The following is a 17,410-nucleotide window of genomic DNA, read 5'->3' as shown; positions in this document are numbered from 1 at the left end:
GTGCGGTGCTTTGAACGGGATTGATCGGTGGGGTAACCCGCTATTGTCGCATGCGCAGCGCGCGCCGGGAGCCGCCGCGGGGTAGACTTCCTGGCACAGATCATCCAACCAGCCAGGGAGACCCGCATGACCGAGACCTTTCCATCCAATCAGCAATTCCTGCTCGCTGCCCGCCCCGTCGGGCTGCCGCAGGCCCACGACTGGCAATTGCACGAACAGGCCGTGCCGGCCCCTGGCGAGGGCGAGGTCGTGGTCAAGGTGCTGTACCTGTCGCTCGACCCGGCCATGCGTGGCTGGATGAACGAAGGCAAATCGTATATCCGCCCGGTCGCCATCGGCGAAGTCATGCGCGCCGGCGGCCTGGGCATCGTGGTGGCGTCGCGCTCGCCCCGCTTTGCGGTGGGCGACCATGTCGCCGGCGGCACCGGCGTGCAGCGCTACTGGTCCGGCCCCGCCGATGACAAGAACGCCGGCTTCGTCAAAATCGATCCCCGTATCGGTAACCTCACCGCGTGGCTGAACCTGCTCGGCATGCCGGGGATGACGGCGTACTTCGGCCTGCGCGAGGTCGGCCAGGCCAAGGCCGGCGACACGGTCGTGGTCTCGGGCGCGGCCGGCGCTGTCGGGATGACCGTGGGCCAGGTCGCCAAACGCATGGGCTGCCGCGTGGTGGGCATTGCCGGCGGCGCAGAGAAATGCCGCTTCGTCGTCGAGCAACTGGGTTTTGATGCCTGCATCGACTACAAGGCGGGCGGCCTGCACGCCGCGCTCAAGCAGCATTGCCCGCAGGGCGTGGACGTCTATTTCGACAATGTCGGCGGCGACATCCTCGATGCTGTCCTTACGCGCATCAACCTGAAGGCCCGCATCGTGATCTGCGGGGCGATCTCGCAGTACAACGTCACCGCGCCCGTCAAGGGGCCGGCCAACTACCTGGCGCTCCTGGTGAACCGCGCGCGGATGGAAGGCATGGTGGTGTTCGACTACGCCCCGCGCTACCACGAGGCAGTGGCCGAACTGGGCGCGTGGCTGGCCGCAGGCGAGATCGCCAGCCACGAACACGTGGTGGACGGCTTCGAACAATTCCCGCAGGCGCTCCTGATGCTGTTCGAGGGCCGCAACCTGGGCAAGCTGGTCCTGAAGGTGGCCGACGCGTAAGCACATCCTCGCTGCCTTTGCCTGCCCTGGCGTGAAAACGGTGGAACTAACGCTCACCACGTTTCTCTAAACACGAGAGCGCAACCTGTGTGCTCTCGTGGCATCGGGCACGACTTCCATCACTGACAGCCCCAGGGCAGAAGGAGATCGACATGGCGACCAGCAAGGAGAATGGCAGCAAGGGTACGAATACCGGCAGTGCCCATAAGACCGGGCAACCGGCAAAGCGCGGTTTCGCAGCGATGGACCAGAACCAGCAGCGCGAAATCGCCAGCAAGGGCGGTCAGGCGGCGCACCAGAAAGGCACGGCGCACGAATTCGATTCCGAAGAAGCGCGCCGCGCCGGCCAGAAAGGCGGCGAAGCCGTCAGCCGTAACCGCGCCCACATGGCCGACATCGGCCGCAAGGGCGGCGAAAGCCGGCAGTCGGCGCAGCGCGCGGCAGCCGCGGCGCTGGCCGACAAAGGCAATCGCCAGGGTAAAGACAATTAGCGTTGTCGGCGTCGTTTCCCGCCAGTGCGGGAAACGACGCGGTGCCCTTGCATGCCCGTCCCGGCATGCGCGCGTTCACGAGCGCCACTCCACAACCTTGCCCACCATTCGGCACGGCGCCACCCCCTGTGGTACATTGCCGGCCTTATGCAAACGCTGAAATACCTGACCGCCTATCCCGAGCAACTGCGCACGCAGGTCAGCGGCCTGATCGCGCAGAACCGTCTTGGCGACACGTTGCGCCAGCGCTATCCGGCGCCGCACGGCATCCGTACCGACCGCGCCCTGTACGACTATGTACAGGACCTGAAGGACGAGTACCTGCGCCAGGCCGCACCGGTGTCAAAAGTGGCCTTCGACAGCAAGATCCAGGTAGTCCAGCATGCGCTCGGCCTGCACACGGCCATCTCGCGCGTGCAGGGTGCACGCCTCAAGGCCAAGCACGAGATCCGCATCGCCAGCCTGTTTCGCGATGCCCCGCTGCCGTTCCTGCGCATGATCGCCGTCCACGAACTGGCGCACCTGAAAGAAAAAGAACACGACAAGGCGTTCTACAAGCTGTGCTGCTGGATGGAACCGGCCTATCACCAGCTGGAGTTCGACGTCCGCCTGTACCTGACCTGGCTCGATCTGGCCGGCGCACGCTTGTGGGACGTCGAGCCAGCAGCGCTGTCGCGTTGATGCTACCATGTGCAACCAACGTTGCACATGCGCAACAAAAATCTTTGCCATTTGTCTGTGTTGTCGTGCTCCGCTCGACTTTGAACGCGCCCTTCGCTAGAGTCCTCAGGTTCTGGCGCGGCGTCACCCGACACCGTGCAGGCCCTTGGCGCCAACATCTCATCACATGCTTTTGCACTCTTTTCCCGGCACGCTATTGCCTGCCGCATTCGCTAGTTGTGTGCTCGCCTGCACGCCGCTCCATGTTCAGGCGCAGGTAACCGACGCAGCGACCGACGCGGCTGTCGTGCCCACGTGGAAGCTGTCCGGCTTCGGCACGCTTGGCGTCGTCCATTCGAACAGCCGCGAGGCCGATTTCAGCTCGTCCATCCTGCGCGCCAGCGGCGCCGGCGTGTCCGGTGCCTGGAGCCCGAACGTCGACAGCCGCCTCGGCGCGCAGCTCGACGTCAGCCAGGGTGCCTGGTCGGGCGTGCTGCAGGTCATCAGCGAACAGCGTCTCGACCACAGCTACCAGCCGCGGATCGAATGGGCCAACATCAAGTACCAGATCACGCCCGATGTCGCCGTGCGCGTCGGGCGCATCGCCCTGCCCGTCTTTCTCGGCGCCGAATCGCGCAAGGTCGGCTACACCATTCCCTGGGTCCGCACGCCGGTCGAAGTCTACGGCGCATTGCCGATTTCGAGCAGCGACGGGGTCGACGCGACCTGGCGCTGGAATGCGGGCGCCGTACGCCACGCAACCCAGGTGTTTTCCGGCAGTACCGACCAGGATCTGGGCTACGGCCTGCAGATCGACGCCAACAACATCCTGGGCCTGTCGCACAGCATCGACTACGGCCCCCTGACCGTGCGCCTGTCGGCAGCGCGCGCGCGCCTGAACACCGACATCGCCGCCGACCTGTTCGCAGGGCTGCGCATGTTCGGCCCCCGCGGCCAGATGCTGGCCGAGCGCTACGCCATCGTCGACAAACGCGTGTCGATGATCAGCGCCGGCGCCAGCTACGATCCTGGCGCCTGGTTCGTGACCGCCGAAACGGGTCGCACCCGTACCGACTCCCTGCTCGGTGGCGGGACCTCGGTGTATGTCGGCGCCGGCTGGCGCCAGGGCGCATTCACGCCATACGTCGGCTACGCGCAGATCCGCGCCGACGTGGCGACGTCCGACCCGGGCCTGTCCCTGGAAGGCCTGCCAGCGCCATTTGCTGCCGGCGCCGCCCAGATCAACGGTGCGCTCAATACCCTGCTGGCAACGATTCCGATCCAGACCACCTGGAGCACCGGCGTGCGCTGGGACGTTGCTGCCGATATCGCCCTCAAGCTGCAGTTCGAAAGCGTGCGCCCGCGCGGCGGCTCGCGCGGCACCCTGATCAATTCCACGCCTGCGTTTCGCTCGGATCGCACGACCAACGTGACCAGCATTGCGCTGGACTTTGTCTTTTGACGCCGATGAAAACACGCCTCGGTACTTACTCCCGCCAGATGCTGGCCCTGTGCACGCTGTGCCTCGTCGCCACGAGCGCGTCGGCCGAACTGGTCGTCATCGTCTCCAGCCGCAACGCGAACCCGGTGCTCAACGCCGAGCAGGTCAGCGCCATCTTCCTCGGCCAGACCGGCCGCTTCCCCGACGGCGCGGCCGCCGTTGCCATCGACCAGGGACTGGGCGCCGCGCAGCGCGACCTGTTCTATCGCCAGCTCACCGGCAAGAGCCCGGCGCTGCTCAAGGCGCACTGGTCGAAGATGGTGTTTACGGGCCGCGGCCAGCCGCCGCGCGAAGCCGCGAGCGATGCTGCCGTGCGTCGCATGGTGGCCGACAATCCGTCGATGATCGGCTACATCGAGCGCGCCGCGCTCGACCCGTCGGTGCGCCCGGTGCTGGTGCTGCAGTGAGTCCGCCGTGAACATGCTCGCGCGCCCCACCGGACCGACGCTGGCTGCCGGCGACGAGCCGTCAGCGGGCGCACCGCGCACGCGCGGCCGGCTGGCGCGCTGGCTTGGCCTGGCGCTCGAGACGCATATCTCGCTGCCGCTGTTTGCGCTGGCGCTGCTGGGCGCGATGTGGTTCGGCACGCTGCACGTGATCGACGCCGAGCGCCGCACCGCCGTCGCGGCCGAACGCGACGCCACCCAGGAACTGCTCGACACCTATGAAGCGCAACTGGCGCGCAGCCTGAGCGCGATCGACCAGACCCTGCGCGTGCTGAAGTACGCGGTCGAGCAGAATGGCCCGACCGGCGCGCTGCCCGCGCTCGAAGCCAAGGGCCTGCTGCCGCCCGGACTCGTGTTCCGGGTCGAGATCAGCGACGCCAGCGGGCGCATCGTCGCCAGCAATCCGGCCTCGACGGGTCGCAACCTGGCCGGCACCGCGTGGTTCGAATTTCATCGCCACACCCGCGACGACGTGCCGTTCGTCAGCCTGACGAATCTGAGCGAGTCGTCGCACGAACCGATCGTCCACTTTTCACGCCGTATCAGCGATGGCGCCGGACGCTTTGCCGGCGTGGCGGTCGTGGCGCTCGACCCGGCCTATTTCACCAGCGGTTACGAACGCTCGCGCCAGGGTGATCGCGGCCTGCTCGGCATGGCGGGCACCGATGGCATGCTGCGCGCGCTGCGCATCGGCGACACGGTCTCGTGGGGCCAGCGCTTCACGCCAGGCGCAAGCGGCGGCGTGGCGGCCGGCACGAGCGCGCACGGCGCCCCGGTACTGGCGGACGAGGCCCGCACCGTTGCCAGCCGGCCGATGAACAGTTTTCCGCTGGTCGCCGTGGCCGGCCTGTCCGAGGCCGAGCAGATGGCCGAGTTCTACCAGGACCGGCGCGCCTGGCTATTGGGTGCCGGCGCCGCCAGCGCGCTGCTGATCGCCGTCGTGATCCTGGTCAGCGCGTGGTCATGGCAGCTCGCCAAGGCGCGCCGGCGCGAACGGCTGGCGCAGGAAACCTACGCCGCCGCGTCCGAAGCCAGCCCCGACGCCTTCTTCGTGCTGCGCACCGTATTCGGTCCGCGCGGCGAGGTCCGCGATTTTGTCGTTGCCACCACCAACAGCCGCGCCGAGCGCTTCACCAGCCTGACCAAGCACCAGATGGCCGCCAAGCCGATTTCGGGCCTTCTGCCGCCATCGATCAGTCAATCCGTCTTCGACGACCTGTCAGCCGTGGCGCGCGACGGCATTGCACGCGAAACCGAATGGCAGGCGCAGACCCTGCCCCAGCCCGGAGTCTGGCTGCACCGCCAGGCCGTGGCCGTCGAAGGCGGCGTGGTGGTGATCGTGCGCGACATCACCGAGCGCAAGATGGGCGAACAGCGCATCCGTCACCTGGCCCACCACGATGACCTGACCGGCCTGCCCAACCGCAGCCTGCTGCGCGAACGCCTGGGCCAGGCGATCGTCACCGCCGCCGGGGCGGGCCACGCGGTGGGCCTGGCGTTCATCGACCTCGATGGCTTCAAGCTGGTCAACGACACGCTGGGCCATAACGCCGGCGACGAACTGCTCAAGGTGGTCGGCGCGCGCATGCACCGGTGCCTGCGGCGCGACGACACGCTGGCGCGCTTCGGCGGCGACGAATTCGTGATCCTGCTGCCTGAGCTGGCGGGCGACCCGATGGCCATTGCACCGCTGCTCGAGCGGGTGCGCGAAGCCGTCACCGAACCGGTGCTGGTCGAGGGCCAGGAAGTCCAGGTCAGCTGCAGCGTCGGCGTCACGTTCTACCCGCGCGACGGCGCCAGCGCGAATGCGCTGATGATGCATGCCGACGTGGCCATGTACCGCGCCAAGGAACTGGGCAGCAATAACGTGCAGTACTACGTCAGCGAGATGAACGAGAGCGTCGACGAGAAACTCGTGCTGCTCGAAGGCCTGCGCGCGGCGATCGACACCTGCGCCGAAGACTACCCGGGCCCGTGCCAGTTCCAGCTGCTGTACCAGCCCAAGGTCGACCTGCGCACGAACTGCCTGTTCGGCGTCGAGGCGCTGATTCGCTGGCACCATCCCGAGCAGGGCCTGGTCTCGCCGCTGCGCTTCATCGGTCTGGCCGAAGAAAGTGGCCTGATCGTGGCCATCGGCGACTGGGTGCTGCGCACCGCCTGCGCCCAGGCCCAGCAATGGCGCACCGATGGCCTGCCCCCGGTCAGCGTGTCGGTCAATGTCTCGGCGCGCCAGTTCGAAGACAAGCGTCTGGTCGAACGCGTCGCCGAGGCGCTGCGCGCCAGTGGCCTGCCGGCCGACGGCCTCGAAGTCGAAGTGACCGAAAGCCTGATCATGCGCGACCTGGGCCGCTCGGTCGACAAGATGCGAGAGCTCGAGGCGATGGGCGTGGCGCTGTCGATCGACGATTTCGGCACCGGCTATTCGAGCCTGTCGGCGCTCAAGTCGTTCCCGATCAGCCGTCTCAAGATCGACAAGTCATTCGTCGCCGACCTGGCCGACTCGCCCGACGACCAGGCGATCGCCATGGCCGTGATCTCGTTGGGACACAAGCTCGATCTGCGCGTGATCGCCGAAGGCGTCGAGACCGAGCAGCAGCGCGACTTCCTGCGCGCCAACGACTGCGACGAAATGCAAGGTTACCTGTTCAGCCGCCCGCTCCCGGCCGGCGACATTGCGCGCCTGCTCGCGGGTGGCGCCGGAGACGCGCATGACCCCTGCGGCAAATAACACGACCAGCACCGGCACGGTCACTGCGCCGTCCCAGGACACGCTGATGCTGCGCCGCATGCGCAACTACTGGTTTGCCACCGCCATGCTGTACGTGGCCACCATGGGGCTGCTGGCGGCGCAGGTCAGCGCCGGCTACACGCCGCGCGGCCCCGCGCTGGTGCTGAGCATCATCGCCGCGTGCGGCACGCTCGCGTTCTATGCCCTGATCCGCTTCAGCACGCGACTGCAGATCGCGCCCGACATGCTCGCCGCGCTGCAGTCCCTGTTCGCGATCGGCTGCACCATCGCGGGCTATGCGATCGCCGGTCCGCTGCGCGCCTCGCTGCTGAGCATGCTGGTGGTGGCTATCGCTTTCTGCACGTTCGCCATGCACCCGCGCCGCGCCTTGCTGCTGGCCGGCGCCGCACTGGCCGGCATGGCCGGCATCATGTGGTATCTGCAGGCCACCGATCCGGTGGGCCATCCGCCCGCCGTCGAGGCGATGAGCTTCGGCTACCTGGCTGCCGCCTTGCTGGCAACCACGCTGCTGGCCAGCGAAATGACCAAGCTGCGCCGGCGCATGAAGGCCAGCCGCCAGGAATTGCTGGCAGCGCTGGAAACCATCCGCCTGCTGGCCACGGTCGACGAACTGACGTCGCTGGCGAACCGCCGCCACATGAACGAGGTGCTGGGCGCCGAAGAACGGCGTTCGGCGGCGACGACCAGCTGCGTCGCGCTGCTCGACCTCGACCTGTTCAAGCAGGTCAACGACCAGTATGGCCACGCGGTGGGCGACGCCGTGCTACGCGGATTCGCCGGCGCCGCGCACGGCGCGCTGCGTGAGCACGACACGCTGGCGCGCTGGGGCGGGGAAGAATTTTTGCTGCTGCTGCCCGATGCCACGGCGCAGGCGGCGCACCAGGTGCTCGAGCGCATCGTCACGCGCGTGCATGCGCTGCAGATCGACGGCATGGATCCGGCGCGGCGGATCAGCTTTTCGGCTGGCCTCGCGGAACGCCGCGATGGCGAACCGTTCCTGGAGGCGATCAGCCGCGCGGACAAGGCGCTGTACCGCGCCAAGGCGGCGGGACGCGACCGGATCGAGGCGGCCTAGCCTTTCAACTCGTCGGCGGCGGCCGCCGACAGGCCCGATGCCAGCTCCAGCGGCGCTGCGGCGCGCAGGCGCTGGATCAGCTGGTCGGGATCGCTGTCGGCGATCATCAGGCTTTCGTGCTCGGGCCGCACGAAGCCTTCGGCCACCTGGTGGCCCACGAACGCGCGCAGGCCGTCATAGAAACCGTTCACATTCAGCAGGCCGATCGGTTTGGCGTGGATGCCCAGCTGGGCCCAGGTCACCATTTCGAACAGTTCTTCCAGCGTGCCCATCCCGCCGGGCATCGCGATGAAGCCCTCGGACAGGTCGGCCATCATCGCCTTGCGCTCGTGCATGTCCTTGACGACGAACAGGCGCGTGAGGCCGGCATGACCGACTTCGCGCTCGACCAGGGCGCGCGGAATGACGCCGGTGGCTTCGCCGCCCAGGCGCAGCACTTCGTCGGCGATCACGCCCATCAGGCCGACCTTGCCGCCGCCATAGACGAGGCTGATGTTGTGGTCGACCATCGCGCGTGCCAGCAGGCGCGCCGCATCGGCGTGGACAGGGTTGACGCCGTGCGCGGCGCCGCAGTAGACAGCTATGGTTTTCATCGTAGGCATTTTCAGAGGAAATCAGCGCCGGGCCGGGCATCGGCCGACAGCTTTTTCAGGTAATCGTCGGACAGCTTCTCGAACAGCACGCGCGTCTCGCCATTCAGGTAGGGGCCGATCATCGAAAGCACCTGGTAGCAGCCGCGCGCGAGCGCATCGGCAATCGCCTGCTGCTCGCTGTATTTGCGGGGATTGCGCACGTATTCGAACGAGAGCCAGTAGGTCGCCACCACCACCATATTGGTGGCCATGGCGCCGATCTGCTGGTCCGACGCGTCGAGCGAGCCTTCGCTGCGCAAGTCTTCGCACAGCTGGCGCGCGACCTTGATCTTGTGCGCGTGGATCGCCTTGAAATGCAGTTCGAGCTTGCGGTTGCGCGACAGCAGGTCGTTCAGGTCACGGTAGAAGAAGCGGTAGCGCCAGATCAGCTTGAACATATGGTGCAGGTACAGCCACACGTCTTCCATGTTCGAGCGGCGCCCGGCCGGCACCGTCAGGATGCGCTCGATCTCCGCCTCGAACTGGACGAAGATCGAGTTGACGATATCGTCCTTGTTGCGGAAATGGTAGTACAGATTGCCTGGGGAGATATTCATCTCCTCGGCAATGACGGTGGTCGTGATGTTGGGCTCGCCGAACTCGTTGAACAGCCTGAGCGAGAGCTCGAGGATGCGTTCACGGGTCCGGCGCGGTGCTTTTTGTTGCATGTAGGCCGCTGTTCGTGTTTGTTCCCGCAAGGATATCATCGAACGGTCGTTCTATCGAGCAATCTACCGGCTGGCCTGACTGACCCCCATGCCGCGCGTGCGCTGCAGGCGGAACGCTTCGTCGAGCTGCTCGCGCAGCGCCCGCGCGCCGAGCGGCTTGATGTAATGGCCATCGGCCACCCCGCTCCTGATGGCTGCTTCGATGTCGGTCAGGTCTGGCTGGCCCGACAGCATCAGGCGCACCGTGTTCGGATAACGCGCCGCTGCCTCGGCCAGCACCTCGGTGCCGCGCATGCCGGGCATGGCCTGGTCGCACAGGATCACTTCGACCGGTTCGTGCGACAGCACGTCGAGCGCTTCTTCGCCCGAGCAGGCGCTGAGCACGCGGTACGGCTGGCCGATCAGCATGTCGTTGAGCACGCCGAGCATGAAGCGGTCGTCGTCGACCAGCAGCAGCGTGCGCGCGCCGGCTTCCGGCGCGGCAGCGGGGGCGGCAGCGGCCACGGTGGCCGTGACCGAAGGCGCCACAGCGGGCACCGCCGCCGCTGCCGGTGCGGACGCTGGTGCGGTGGTCAGGAACGCCTCGAGTTCGGCCACGAAGCTTTCGGGTTCGATCGGCTTGCTGATGTAGCCATCGAAGCCAGCGGCCAGGACTTTTTCACGGTCACCCGTCATCGCCAGCGCGGTGACGGCCAGGATGGGCACACCGGCCAGCGCCGGGTCACCCTTCAGTTCGGCCAGGACGGCAAACCCGTCCATGCCCGGGAGGTTCACGTCACAGGCGATCAGGTCGGGGCGCTCGCTGCGCGCAGCGGCCACGCCGCGGGGGCCATCGGCTGCGCTCAATGGCGCGTGGCCATAGGCGCTGAGCAGAAACGACATCAGTTCGATGTTGGCCGGGTTATCTTCGATGATCAGGATGCGCGCCACTGGATACTCCGAAGGATGCGTTATTGACATCACTGTACCACGCTCGGGCGCGGGGTGGATTCACGCCGCGCCGTGCAAAACCGGGGTTGCCGGACAGGCTGCCTGAAGGCGTGCGATCTCGTCCATGACGAGCGCCAGCACGCGCCGGTTACGACCCAGCGCGACGTGGCCGACGCCGCCCAGTTCGATGTTGCGCGCGCCCGCCAGATGCGATGACGTCTGGGGCGCGACGATATTGTCGTGGTGCGTGTAGATCGACGTGATGCGCGCGCGCGTGGCGGCGTCTTCGTGCGCTTCCAGGTCGCACAACCATGTGCAGGCGGGGCCATCGACGCCCGTGCGCCGCATCTGCATGGCGTTGATGCCGATCCCGAACGCCGCCAGGCATGTGCCGTGGTGTGGTGTGCCGAGCGTGATCACGCCCGCCGCCTGCGCGCTGCCATGGCGGCGCAGCCAGGCACGCGCGGCCAGGCCGCCCATGCTGTGACCGACAACAATGACCTGCTGCGCGCCGGCCTCGCGGCGCAGCCGTGTTGCGCCCGCTTCGATCGCAGCGGCAAAGCCGTCGATGTCGCCGGTGAGCGGTTCAAGGTCGAGCGTGGCGTGACTGATGCCGGCCGCATCGAGCCGCGGCGTCAGGTACGCCCAATAACCAGCGTTGCAACCGTAACCATGCAGCAGCAGGACGGGCGGCGTCGTGCAGCCGCGATGGATGCGTGTGCGCGGCCGCGCGCGCGGCATGTGCCAGGAACTGGACAGCATGCTGGCCCCGAACTCTTCGCCGAACATCCGCACCGCGGCCAGCACGCCGATCTGGTATTCGGGCGGCGTGGGACTGGCAACGCGCCGACTCATCACGAAGTTGTTGGCATTGATCGCCAGGCGCACCAGCACCACGCTAGCCACGCCGATGGCAACGGCTTGCCACGGCGCCGCGCCGGCCCGGACGGCGCCGGCAACGATCGCGCAGGCGACCAGCAGCTGCACGAGCAGGACCAGGCGTAGCAGCTGGCGCGAACTCATGCCGGCCGCCTCATAGAGACGCTGGCGCGGCGTGGGGCGGGATCGGTGCAGGGGGTGGCCATGATGCGAGTATAGGCTTGCTGCCGCGGGCGCATCAACGGGGTGGCGCGTCCTTCAGGATCGCGCGGGCGATGCCGCGCAGGATGTTGACTTCTTCGAGTTCCAGGCCACCGCGCGCGAACATGCGCTTGATGCGCGGCATGAGCTTTTTCGGGTTGTCGGCGTTCAGAAAGCCAATGGCAACCAGGGCCTGTTCGAGGTGCGCGTACATGCCGTCGATCTGCGTCACGCTGGCGGCGTCGCCCTGGAAGCCGACGCCACGCGTATCGGGTGCACCGCTCACGGAGGCCATGCGCGCTTCGTAGGCCAGCACCTGGGCCGCCTGCGACAGGTTCAGCGACGAATAATCGGGATTGGCCGGGATGTTGATCAAGACATTGCAGCGCTCGACGATGTCGTTCGGCAGCCCGACGCGCTCGTTGCCGAACACGATGGCGGCGCGCAGGTCGGGCGCGGCGCCGGCGTGCTCGGCGAACGCGCGCGGAGTCCAGACCGGGGGCGAAAATTCGCGCAGGCGCGCCGACACGGCGGCGGCGAAATTGCAGCCGTCGAGCGCCGCGCCGATATCGGGCACGACCCGTGCGTTGTTCAGTACGTCGCCTGCGCCGCTGGCAAAGGCGACGGCTTCCGGGTCATTGACGAAGTCGGCGCATTTCGGCGTCACCAGCACCAGATCGGTAAAGCCCATCGTTTTCATCGCGCGCGCGACCGAGCCGATGTTGCCGGCGCGGCTCGTTTCGACGAGGACAAAACGCAAACGGCCGAACAGCGGCAGCGGGCTGAAAGAAGAAGTGTCGGTTTGGGTCGGGTTCATTTACAATAGCGACCATCGCGTGGTGCGGACGGTTTTACGGTAGCGGGGGGAAGCCCCGGATTGTAACGGGTTCCGGCGCCGCCCTGCTCTTTAATCACTCTTCAATAGCTGATCGTTCACGGCGCCCCATCGGTGCGTGAGTGGGCGTTCGCGTTCTTACGGAAAAAGCCTCCATGCACCCAATGCTCAACACGGCCATCAAGGCCGCCCGCCGCGCCGCCACCGTCATCAACCGTGCGTCCTTCGATATCGACCGCATCGTCGTTTCAGAAAAGCAACATAACGATTTCGTCACCGACGTCGACCAGGCGGCGGAGCATGAAATCGTTGAAACGCTGCTCAAGGCGTATCCGGGCCATGCCATCCTGGCCGAAGAAAGCGGTGCATCAGCCAATCTGAACGACGAGAGTGAAAACGTGTGGATCATCGACCCGATCGATGGCACCACCAACTTCCTGCACGGCTACCCCAACTACTGCATCTCGATCGCGCTCAAGCAGCGCGGCGTGATCACGAACGGCCTGGTCTACGACCCGGTCCGCAACGACCTGTTCACCGCCACCAAGGGCGGCGGCGCCTACCTGAACGACAAGCGTATCCGCGTGCGCAGCACCGAGCGCATCGGCCGCGCGCTGCTGTCGTCGGGCCACGGTCCGGATCCACGCGCACTGGCCGAATACCTGCGCATGTACGAAGTGGTCGCCTCGCGCAGCCATGGCGTGCGCAGCGGCGGTTCGGCAGCGCTGGAACTGGCCAACGTGGCCGCCGGCCGCATCGACGGCTTCTTTGAAAAGAACCTCAAGATCTGGGACATCGCTGCCGGCGCCCTCCTGGTGACCGAGGCAGGCGGCATCGTCGGCGAGTTCAGCGGCGAATCCGATTACCTGAACAAGGGCGACGTGATCGCCGCCGGTCCGAAGGTTTTCGGCGCGCTTGTCCCGCTGTTGTCGCCTTTCGCGTAAAATACACGTTGTAACAGTCAGGCCACTCGCAGGCGGTGCTTGCCAGTGGCCTGTGCTTTTATACAATACGTTACAGAGTTCTGCGTCAAATACTTTCTACAGTGAAATACACTTCACTATAATCCCTGCCAGCCGCCTTTGCGGCAGCGTCCGGGCGCCCGCTAGCTTGCGCGCCTGCATCGATCAATCCGATTCCAGGACTGCCGCCAAGCATGGCGACGGGCCGCTTTTTTACTGAAAAAATCTATGTCATTTTCTTCACTTGGTCTTTCTGACGCGATCGTGCGCGCGGTAACCGAACAAGGCTATACCGCCCCGACCCCGATCCAGAGCCAGGCCATTCCAACCGTGCTGAACGGCGGCGACCTGCTCGCCGGCGCCCAGACCGGTACTGGCAAGACGGCCGGCTTCACGCTGCCGATCCTGCATCGCCTGTCGACCGACACCATCGGTGCGGCGCAGAAAAACAAGACCTCGCCACGCGTGATCCGCGCGCTGGTCCTGACCCCGACCCGCGAACTCGCGGCGCAGGTCGAGGAAAGCGTGCGCCTGTACGGCGCGTACACGAACCTGAATTCGGCCGTGATCTTTGGCGGCGTCGGCATCAATCCGCAGATCAAGCTGCTCAAGCATGGCGTCGACATCCTCGTCGCCACGCCGGGCCGCCTGCTGGATCACGCTGGCCAGGGTACCGTCGACCTGTCGAAAGTCGAAATCCTGATCCTGGACGAAGCCGACCGCATGCTGGACATGGGCTTCATCCACGACATCCGCAAAGTGCTGGCCCTGCTGCCGGCCAAGCGCCAGAACCTGCTGTTCTCGGCCACGTTCTCGGAAGAGATCAAGACGCTGGCCGATCGCCTGCTGAACAACCCGCAGATGATCGAAGTGGCGCGTCGCAACTCGACCGTCGAAGTCATCGCACAGAAGATCCACCCGGTCGACCGCGACAAGAAGCACCCGCTGCTGTCGCACCTGATCAAGTCGAACAACTGGACGCAGGTGCTGGTGTTTACGCGCACCAAGCACGGCGCCAACAAGCTGGTCGAGCAACTGGGCAAGGACAGCATCGGCGCGATGGCAATCCACGGCAACAAGAGCCAGTCGGCACGTACCAAGGCGCTGGCCGAGTTCAAGGATGGCAGCCTGCAGGTGCTGGTCGCCACCGACATCGCCGCGCGCGGCATCGACATCGACCAGTTGCCACACGTGGTGAACTACGACCTGCCGAACATCCCGGAAGACTACGTCCACCGCATCGGCCGTACGGGCCGTGCCGGCGCGACGGGTGAAGCCGTATCGCTGGTCTGCGTCGACGAGCACCAGATGTTGAAAGACATCGAAAAGCTGATCAAGCAAACGCTGCCACGCGAAGTCATCGAAGGCTTCGAGCCGGACATGAACGCCAAGCCACAGCCAATCCAGCTGCGCAGCGGCGCCCCAGGCCACACCGGCCGCGGCGGTCGTCCGGGCGGCGGTAACGGCGGTGGCCGTGGTAACGGCGGCGGCGGCGGCGGTGGTGGCAACAAGCCCCGCGCCCCCGGCGGCGCCCCCGCCGCAAAACGCAGCGGCCCGCGCCCAGCCTCCGCAGTACGCCGCGACCGCTAACCCAATCAGGGTCAGAGTCGAATTAATGGGAAAGATTGTCACAACTCCCGTTAATTCGACTTCACCCGAAGGGTAATGTCGCAAAAGCTCGTACCAAATAATGAGGGTCAGAGTCGAATTGTTTGACAACTTTAAAAGTTGTCATTTAATTCGACTCTGACCCTCATTGTTTTCTTGCCACTCAAAACCGGATTTCGCGAATAGTCGTAACAGTCACTACCTGATCGGCAATTTCTGCATGCGTCATGCAAGATCAATGTCTCCAAGGTTTTTCTGGCGCTTTATTTAAATAGGGTCAGAGTCGAATTATTGACCAACATCCTCAGATCAGTTGAGGACAAGCTTTTGCCCTTACCGGGCTTCTCGAAATCAATTACTTAACAATGAGGGTCAGAGTCGAATTGTTTGATAACTTCTAAAGTTGTCATTTAATTCGACTCTGACCCTCATTGTTTATTGGACTGGGGAATTGGGGAGGGTTGATGGATAACAATGACGACTGGCAGGGGATGGCAAGAATGGGATGTTGCGGGATGTGCTGAGGGGGGTCGTATGGCGCGCTGGTTGCGAGTGGGGGTACTGGTCGGGTTGGTCCTCGCCGGGTGTGCTTCGCCGGGGGCGGTCAGCTTGGTGGAAGTGCGGGAGTTTGCGGATGCGTCTGCCAAGCTGGGCGGTTATGCGGAGTTGTCGCGGCGCTATCGGGATACGTATCAGCGGGAGTTGCCGTATTTGTCGCCCCAGGCAGAACGCCTGGCACGCGATACGGATGCCAGGCGGCAGGCGGTATTCAATGATTTTGTGGCGATCCAGAAGACGCTCGTCCTGTATATGCAGACGCTGAGTTCGCTCGCGGGGGATGACCGGTACGATTTATCCGGGCGCATCGATGAATTGGGGCATGGTCTCAGTACCACCACCGATTCCGGGCTCCGGCAGCGCCATATTGCGGCGTATGCGGGACTGACCCGGTTGCTGACGCGGGTCATTACCTCTCGTTACCAGAGTCAATATGTCGCGACGATGGTGCGCGATGGGGATGCTGACGTCCAGGCGCTGATTGATGCCATGATCGTTCTCACCCGCCTGTATGAAAAGGCCAACGAGAATGAGCAAAAAACTGTGCTGGGCAGCTTCAATGCCGAGATTCCGATGGCTAACCGGAATGCGGATCGCATGCTGGTCATGCTGGCCAAGGTGCATCTGCAGAACAAGACGGCCGAATACAAGCTGATCGACCGCCGCTACAAGCTTGCCCAGCAAGGCTTGACGAAGGTGGCGCTTGGCCACCAGAAAATGCGCGAGAACATGGATCACTTGAGCAGCGCGGAAATGCGGCACATGCTCGCAGGGTATGTTCGCGACTTGAATGTGATTCGCCATTCTCTTGGCGGGGACTAACGGGGAATCTCATGACCACACCTTCAGACAGCAGGCCCGGGCAGACCACTGACCATATCGTCGAACTGGCTGACAGCGTGGCCGATATTGCGGACCGACTGCACGAGCGCATTCTGAAGGAGATTGCGTCCTACCCGGATCAGGCCATGCCGGATGCCCAAAAAGCGGTACTGCGTACCTTGATGGACAATGAACTCATGCTGCGCCAGCACGCACAAGCGCTGTACGCGGACGCGACCAACCATGTCATTCAGGGTCTCGACCAGCCGCAACGTCGCCTGATCGCTCTCACGGCGGTGGCAGCCGAACAAATCCGCCAGATCGGTGTCATCGGTGAAACCACCGGACTTGTCGGCGAGATCCTGTCACTGGTCGGCGGCATCGCCACTGGCCGGTTATCCCAGGTGGAAACGGCGCTGGAAAACATCAGGCTGCACCACACCGCACTGAAAGCGCTCAAGCCCACGCCCGCGGTCAAGACCTGAACCAGCACAGTCTGTTCAGTGAACATTCTGCCTGCCGCTGATCGCGTTCGCTGCAGGTAGCGGGCGCGGGGTCCGGAACGACGCACCCGCCCACCGTCACTCAGGCAATCACTTCCGGCAGGCTCGACGCATCAAAGTCTGCCCAGTCGCCTCCAACGATATTACCCTGTGCACGTTCGATATGATGCGCCCCGAGCTGGCGCAGTACGTCGACGGCGCGGGTTTCCTGAGCAGGATCGGTAAACGCAACTGCCACCAGCATCCCGGCCGTACGCGGCGCCACCGCATTCTCCCCGCCCTCTTCCGCCTCGCCCCGGTCTTTCATTTTCGAAAAGCTGAACAGCGAGCCGATATGTCCGCCCACCAACCCGCCGACGATCGGCCCGATCGGCCCGGTGACGGGCGAGGTTGCCGCGCCGATGGCCACGCCAACTGCGCCGCCCGTCGCCACGCCCTGGACCACGCCCTCGGGCGTGTCCTTGGCGCCGGGCGACTGCAGATTGTCGCCGCCGATGGGCGTCATGTCGTGCTGACCTGGCTGGCTCAGATAGAAGCCGCTGATGCGATCGGCATCGAAGCCGGCATCGACCAGGGCGCTGCGCGCGCGGTCGACCTCGTCCTGAAGCTGGAAACGTCCTGCGATGATCATAGACATGGGCAAGTTCTCCTGGATAGAGCTAGCAGCATGCGCCCGCCGCCGCAGCCCATCTGTACGGCGCCGCACGCACCCTGTCGCAGGCGAACGATGCC

General features: G+C 65.2%; 17 protein-coding genes. 11 read left to right on the top strand and 6 right to left on the bottom strand.

Features of this window, described 5'->3' with window-relative positions; all coding sequences use genetic code 11:
- Positions 1–126 precede the first annotated feature (126 nt).
- The 7 genes from AC56LN_RS18050 to AC56LN_RS18020 all read left to right on the top strand — a co-directional run bounded on the left by AC56LN_RS18050 (position 127) and on the right by AC56LN_RS18020 (position 8,080).
- A complete protein-coding gene (locus tag AC56LN_RS18050; protein WP_499573797.1) occupies positions 127–1,158 on the top strand; it encodes an NADP-dependent oxidoreductase in 1,032 nt (343 codons plus the stop codon).
- Positions 1,159–1,310: 152 nt separating this feature from the next.
- Entirely contained in the window at positions 1,311–1,649 is a 339-nt protein-coding gene (locus tag AC56LN_RS18045) for a KGG domain-containing protein (protein WP_499573796.1), read from the top strand.
- Positions 1,650–1,796: 147 nt separating this feature from the next.
- Positions 1,797–2,330, top strand: a complete 534-nt coding sequence (locus tag AC56LN_RS18040; RefSeq protein ID WP_499573794.1) for a YgjP-like metallopeptidase domain-containing protein — start codon at positions 1,797–1,799, stop codon at positions 2,328–2,330.
- Between the two features lie 286 nt (positions 2,331–2,616).
- Positions 2,617–3,771, top strand: coding sequence for a hypothetical protein (locus tag AC56LN_RS18035; protein ID WP_499573793.1), 1,155 nt, complete (start codon positions 2,617–2,619; stop codon positions 3,769–3,771).
- A 5-nt stretch (positions 3,772–3,776) separates the two neighbouring features.
- The gene (locus tag AC56LN_RS18030; RefSeq protein ID WP_499573791.1) at positions 3,777–4,217 is read left to right on the top strand and encodes a phosphate ABC transporter substrate-binding protein; all 441 of its coding nucleotides are present in this window, start codon (positions 3,777–3,779) and stop codon (positions 4,215–4,217) included.
- Between the two features lie 13 nt (positions 4,218–4,230).
- The gene (locus AC56LN_RS18025; protein ID WP_499573968.1) at positions 4,231–6,984 is read left to right on the top strand and encodes a bifunctional diguanylate cyclase/phosphodiesterase; all 2,754 of its coding nucleotides are present in this window, start codon (positions 4,231–4,233) and stop codon (positions 6,982–6,984) included.
- The gene (locus AC56LN_RS18020) at positions 6,965–8,080 is read left to right on the top strand and encodes a diguanylate cyclase domain-containing protein (RefSeq protein WP_499573790.1); all 1,116 of its coding nucleotides are present in this window, start codon (positions 6,965–6,967) and stop codon (positions 8,078–8,080) included. The genes AC56LN_RS18025 and AC56LN_RS18020 overlap by 20 nt, the downstream gene beginning before the upstream one ends.
- Here the strand turns inward: AC56LN_RS18020 and AC56LN_RS18015 are convergent.
- The 5 genes from AC56LN_RS18015 to AC56LN_RS17995 all read right to left on the bottom strand — a co-directional run bounded on the left by AC56LN_RS18015 (position 8,077) and on the right by AC56LN_RS17995 (position 12,207).
- Complete coding sequence (locus tag AC56LN_RS18015) at positions 8,077–8,673, bottom strand: LOG family protein (RefSeq protein ID WP_499573788.1); 597 nt, start codon at positions 8,671–8,673, stop codon at positions 8,077–8,079. The genes AC56LN_RS18020 and AC56LN_RS18015 overlap by 4 nt on opposite strands.
- 11 nt (positions 8,674–8,684) lie before the next feature.
- On the bottom strand, positions 8,685–9,380 hold the full coding sequence (locus AC56LN_RS18010) for a TetR/AcrR family transcriptional regulator (protein ID WP_482898206.1): 696 nt from the start codon (positions 9,378–9,380) through the stop codon (positions 8,685–8,687).
- A 63-nt stretch (positions 9,381–9,443) separates the two neighbouring features.
- Positions 9,444–10,310, bottom strand: a complete 867-nt coding sequence (locus AC56LN_RS18005; protein ID WP_499573786.1) for a response regulator — start codon at positions 10,308–10,310, stop codon at positions 9,444–9,446.
- Between the two features lie 60 nt (positions 10,311–10,370).
- The gene (locus AC56LN_RS18000) at positions 10,371–11,333 is read right to left on the bottom strand and encodes an alpha/beta hydrolase (protein WP_499573784.1); all 963 of its coding nucleotides are present in this window, start codon (positions 11,331–11,333) and stop codon (positions 10,371–10,373) included.
- Between the two features lie 94 nt (positions 11,334–11,427).
- Positions 11,428–12,207: an RNA methyltransferase gene (locus AC56LN_RS17995; RefSeq protein WP_499573782.1), complete on the bottom strand. Its 780-nt coding sequence runs from the start codon at positions 12,205–12,207 to the stop codon at positions 11,428–11,430.
- 182 nt (positions 12,208–12,389) lie between these two features.
- Between AC56LN_RS17995 and AC56LN_RS17990 the strand changes: the two genes are divergently transcribed.
- The 4 genes from AC56LN_RS17990 (at position 12,390) to AC56LN_RS17975 (ending at position 16,660) form a co-directional block, all read left to right on the top strand.
- Positions 12,390–13,169 (top strand): inositol monophosphatase family protein, encoded by a 780-nt coding sequence (locus tag AC56LN_RS17990; RefSeq protein ID WP_183553544.1) that lies wholly within the window; start codon positions 12,390–12,392, stop codon positions 13,167–13,169.
- Positions 13,170–13,415: 246 nt separating this feature from the next.
- A complete protein-coding gene (locus AC56LN_RS17985) occupies positions 13,416–14,777 on the top strand; it encodes a DEAD/DEAH box helicase (protein ID WP_499573780.1) in 1,362 nt (453 codons plus the stop codon).
- Positions 14,778–15,329: 552 nt separating this feature from the next.
- Positions 15,330–16,175 carry a hypothetical protein gene (locus AC56LN_RS17980; protein WP_499573778.1) on the top strand — a complete coding sequence of 282 codons (846 nt, stop codon included), beginning with the start codon at positions 15,330–15,332 and terminating at the stop codon, positions 16,173–16,175.
- A gap of 11 nt (positions 16,176–16,186) precedes the next feature.
- Entirely contained in the window at positions 16,187–16,660 is a 474-nt protein-coding gene (locus AC56LN_RS17975) for a hypothetical protein (RefSeq protein ID WP_499573777.1), read from the top strand.
- Between the two features lie 100 nt (positions 16,661–16,760).
- Here the strand turns inward: AC56LN_RS17975 and AC56LN_RS17970 are convergent, their stop codons facing one another.
- On the bottom strand, positions 16,761–17,315 hold the full coding sequence (locus AC56LN_RS17970) for a hypothetical protein (RefSeq protein ID WP_499573775.1): 555 nt from the start codon (positions 17,313–17,315) through the stop codon (positions 16,761–16,763).
- Positions 17,316–17,410 lie beyond the last annotated feature (95 nt).

The organism is Telluria sp. ZT3P26 (assembly GCF_059686035.1).
The sequence above is the reverse complement of the archived record's forward strand: the minus strand, read 5'-3'. Positions and strand labels throughout refer to the sequence as shown.

What these genes read in the sequence shown, in the direction of transcription:
- AC56LN_RS18000 (WP_499573784.1), bottom strand. Translation starts at nt 11,333, where the DNA reads ATGAGTTCGCGCCAGCTGCTACGCCTGGTCCTGCTCGTGCAGCTGCTG.
- AC56LN_RS17970 (WP_499573775.1), bottom strand. Translation starts at nt 17,315, where the DNA reads ATGTCTATGATCATCGCAGGACGTTTCCAGCTTCAGGACGAGGTCGAC.
- AC56LN_RS17995 (WP_499573782.1), bottom strand. Translation starts at nt 12,207, where the DNA reads ATGAACCCGACCCAAACCGACACTTCTTCTTTCAGCCCGCTGCCGCTG.
- AC56LN_RS17990 (WP_183553544.1), top strand. Translation starts at nt 12,390, where the DNA reads ATGCTCAACACGGCCATCAAGGCCGCCCGCCGCGCCGCCACCGTCATC.
- AC56LN_RS18010 (WP_482898206.1), bottom strand. Translation starts at nt 9,380, where the DNA reads ATGCAACAAAAAGCACCGCGCCGGACCCGTGAACGCATCCTCGAGCTC.
- AC56LN_RS18040 (WP_499573794.1), top strand. Translation starts at nt 1,797, where the DNA reads ATGCAAACGCTGAAATACCTGACCGCCTATCCCGAGCAACTGCGCACG.
- AC56LN_RS17980 (WP_499573778.1), top strand. Translation starts at nt 15,330, where the DNA reads ATGGCGCGCTGGTTGCGAGTGGGGGTACTGGTCGGGTTGGTCCTCGCC.
- AC56LN_RS17985 (WP_499573780.1), top strand. Translation starts at nt 13,416, where the DNA reads ATGTCATTTTCTTCACTTGGTCTTTCTGACGCGATCGTGCGCGCGGTA.
- AC56LN_RS18015 (WP_499573788.1), bottom strand. Translation starts at nt 8,673, where the DNA reads ATGAAAACCATAGCTGTCTACTGCGGCGCCGCGCACGGCGTCAACCCT.
- AC56LN_RS18030 (WP_499573791.1), top strand. Translation starts at nt 3,777, where the DNA reads ATGAAAACACGCCTCGGTACTTACTCCCGCCAGATGCTGGCCCTGTGC.
- AC56LN_RS18025 (WP_499573968.1), top strand. Translation starts at nt 4,231, where the DNA reads ATGCTCGCGCGCCCCACCGGACCGACGCTGGCTGCCGGCGACGAGCCG.
- AC56LN_RS18045 (WP_499573796.1), top strand. Translation starts at nt 1,311, where the DNA reads ATGGCGACCAGCAAGGAGAATGGCAGCAAGGGTACGAATACCGGCAGT.
- AC56LN_RS17975 (WP_499573777.1), top strand. Translation starts at nt 16,187, where the DNA reads ATGACCACACCTTCAGACAGCAGGCCCGGGCAGACCACTGACCATATC.
- AC56LN_RS18020 (WP_499573790.1), top strand. Translation starts at nt 6,965, where the DNA reads ATGACCCCTGCGGCAAATAACACGACCAGCACCGGCACGGTCACTGCG.
- AC56LN_RS18050 (WP_499573797.1), top strand. Translation starts at nt 127, where the DNA reads ATGACCGAGACCTTTCCATCCAATCAGCAATTCCTGCTCGCTGCCCGC.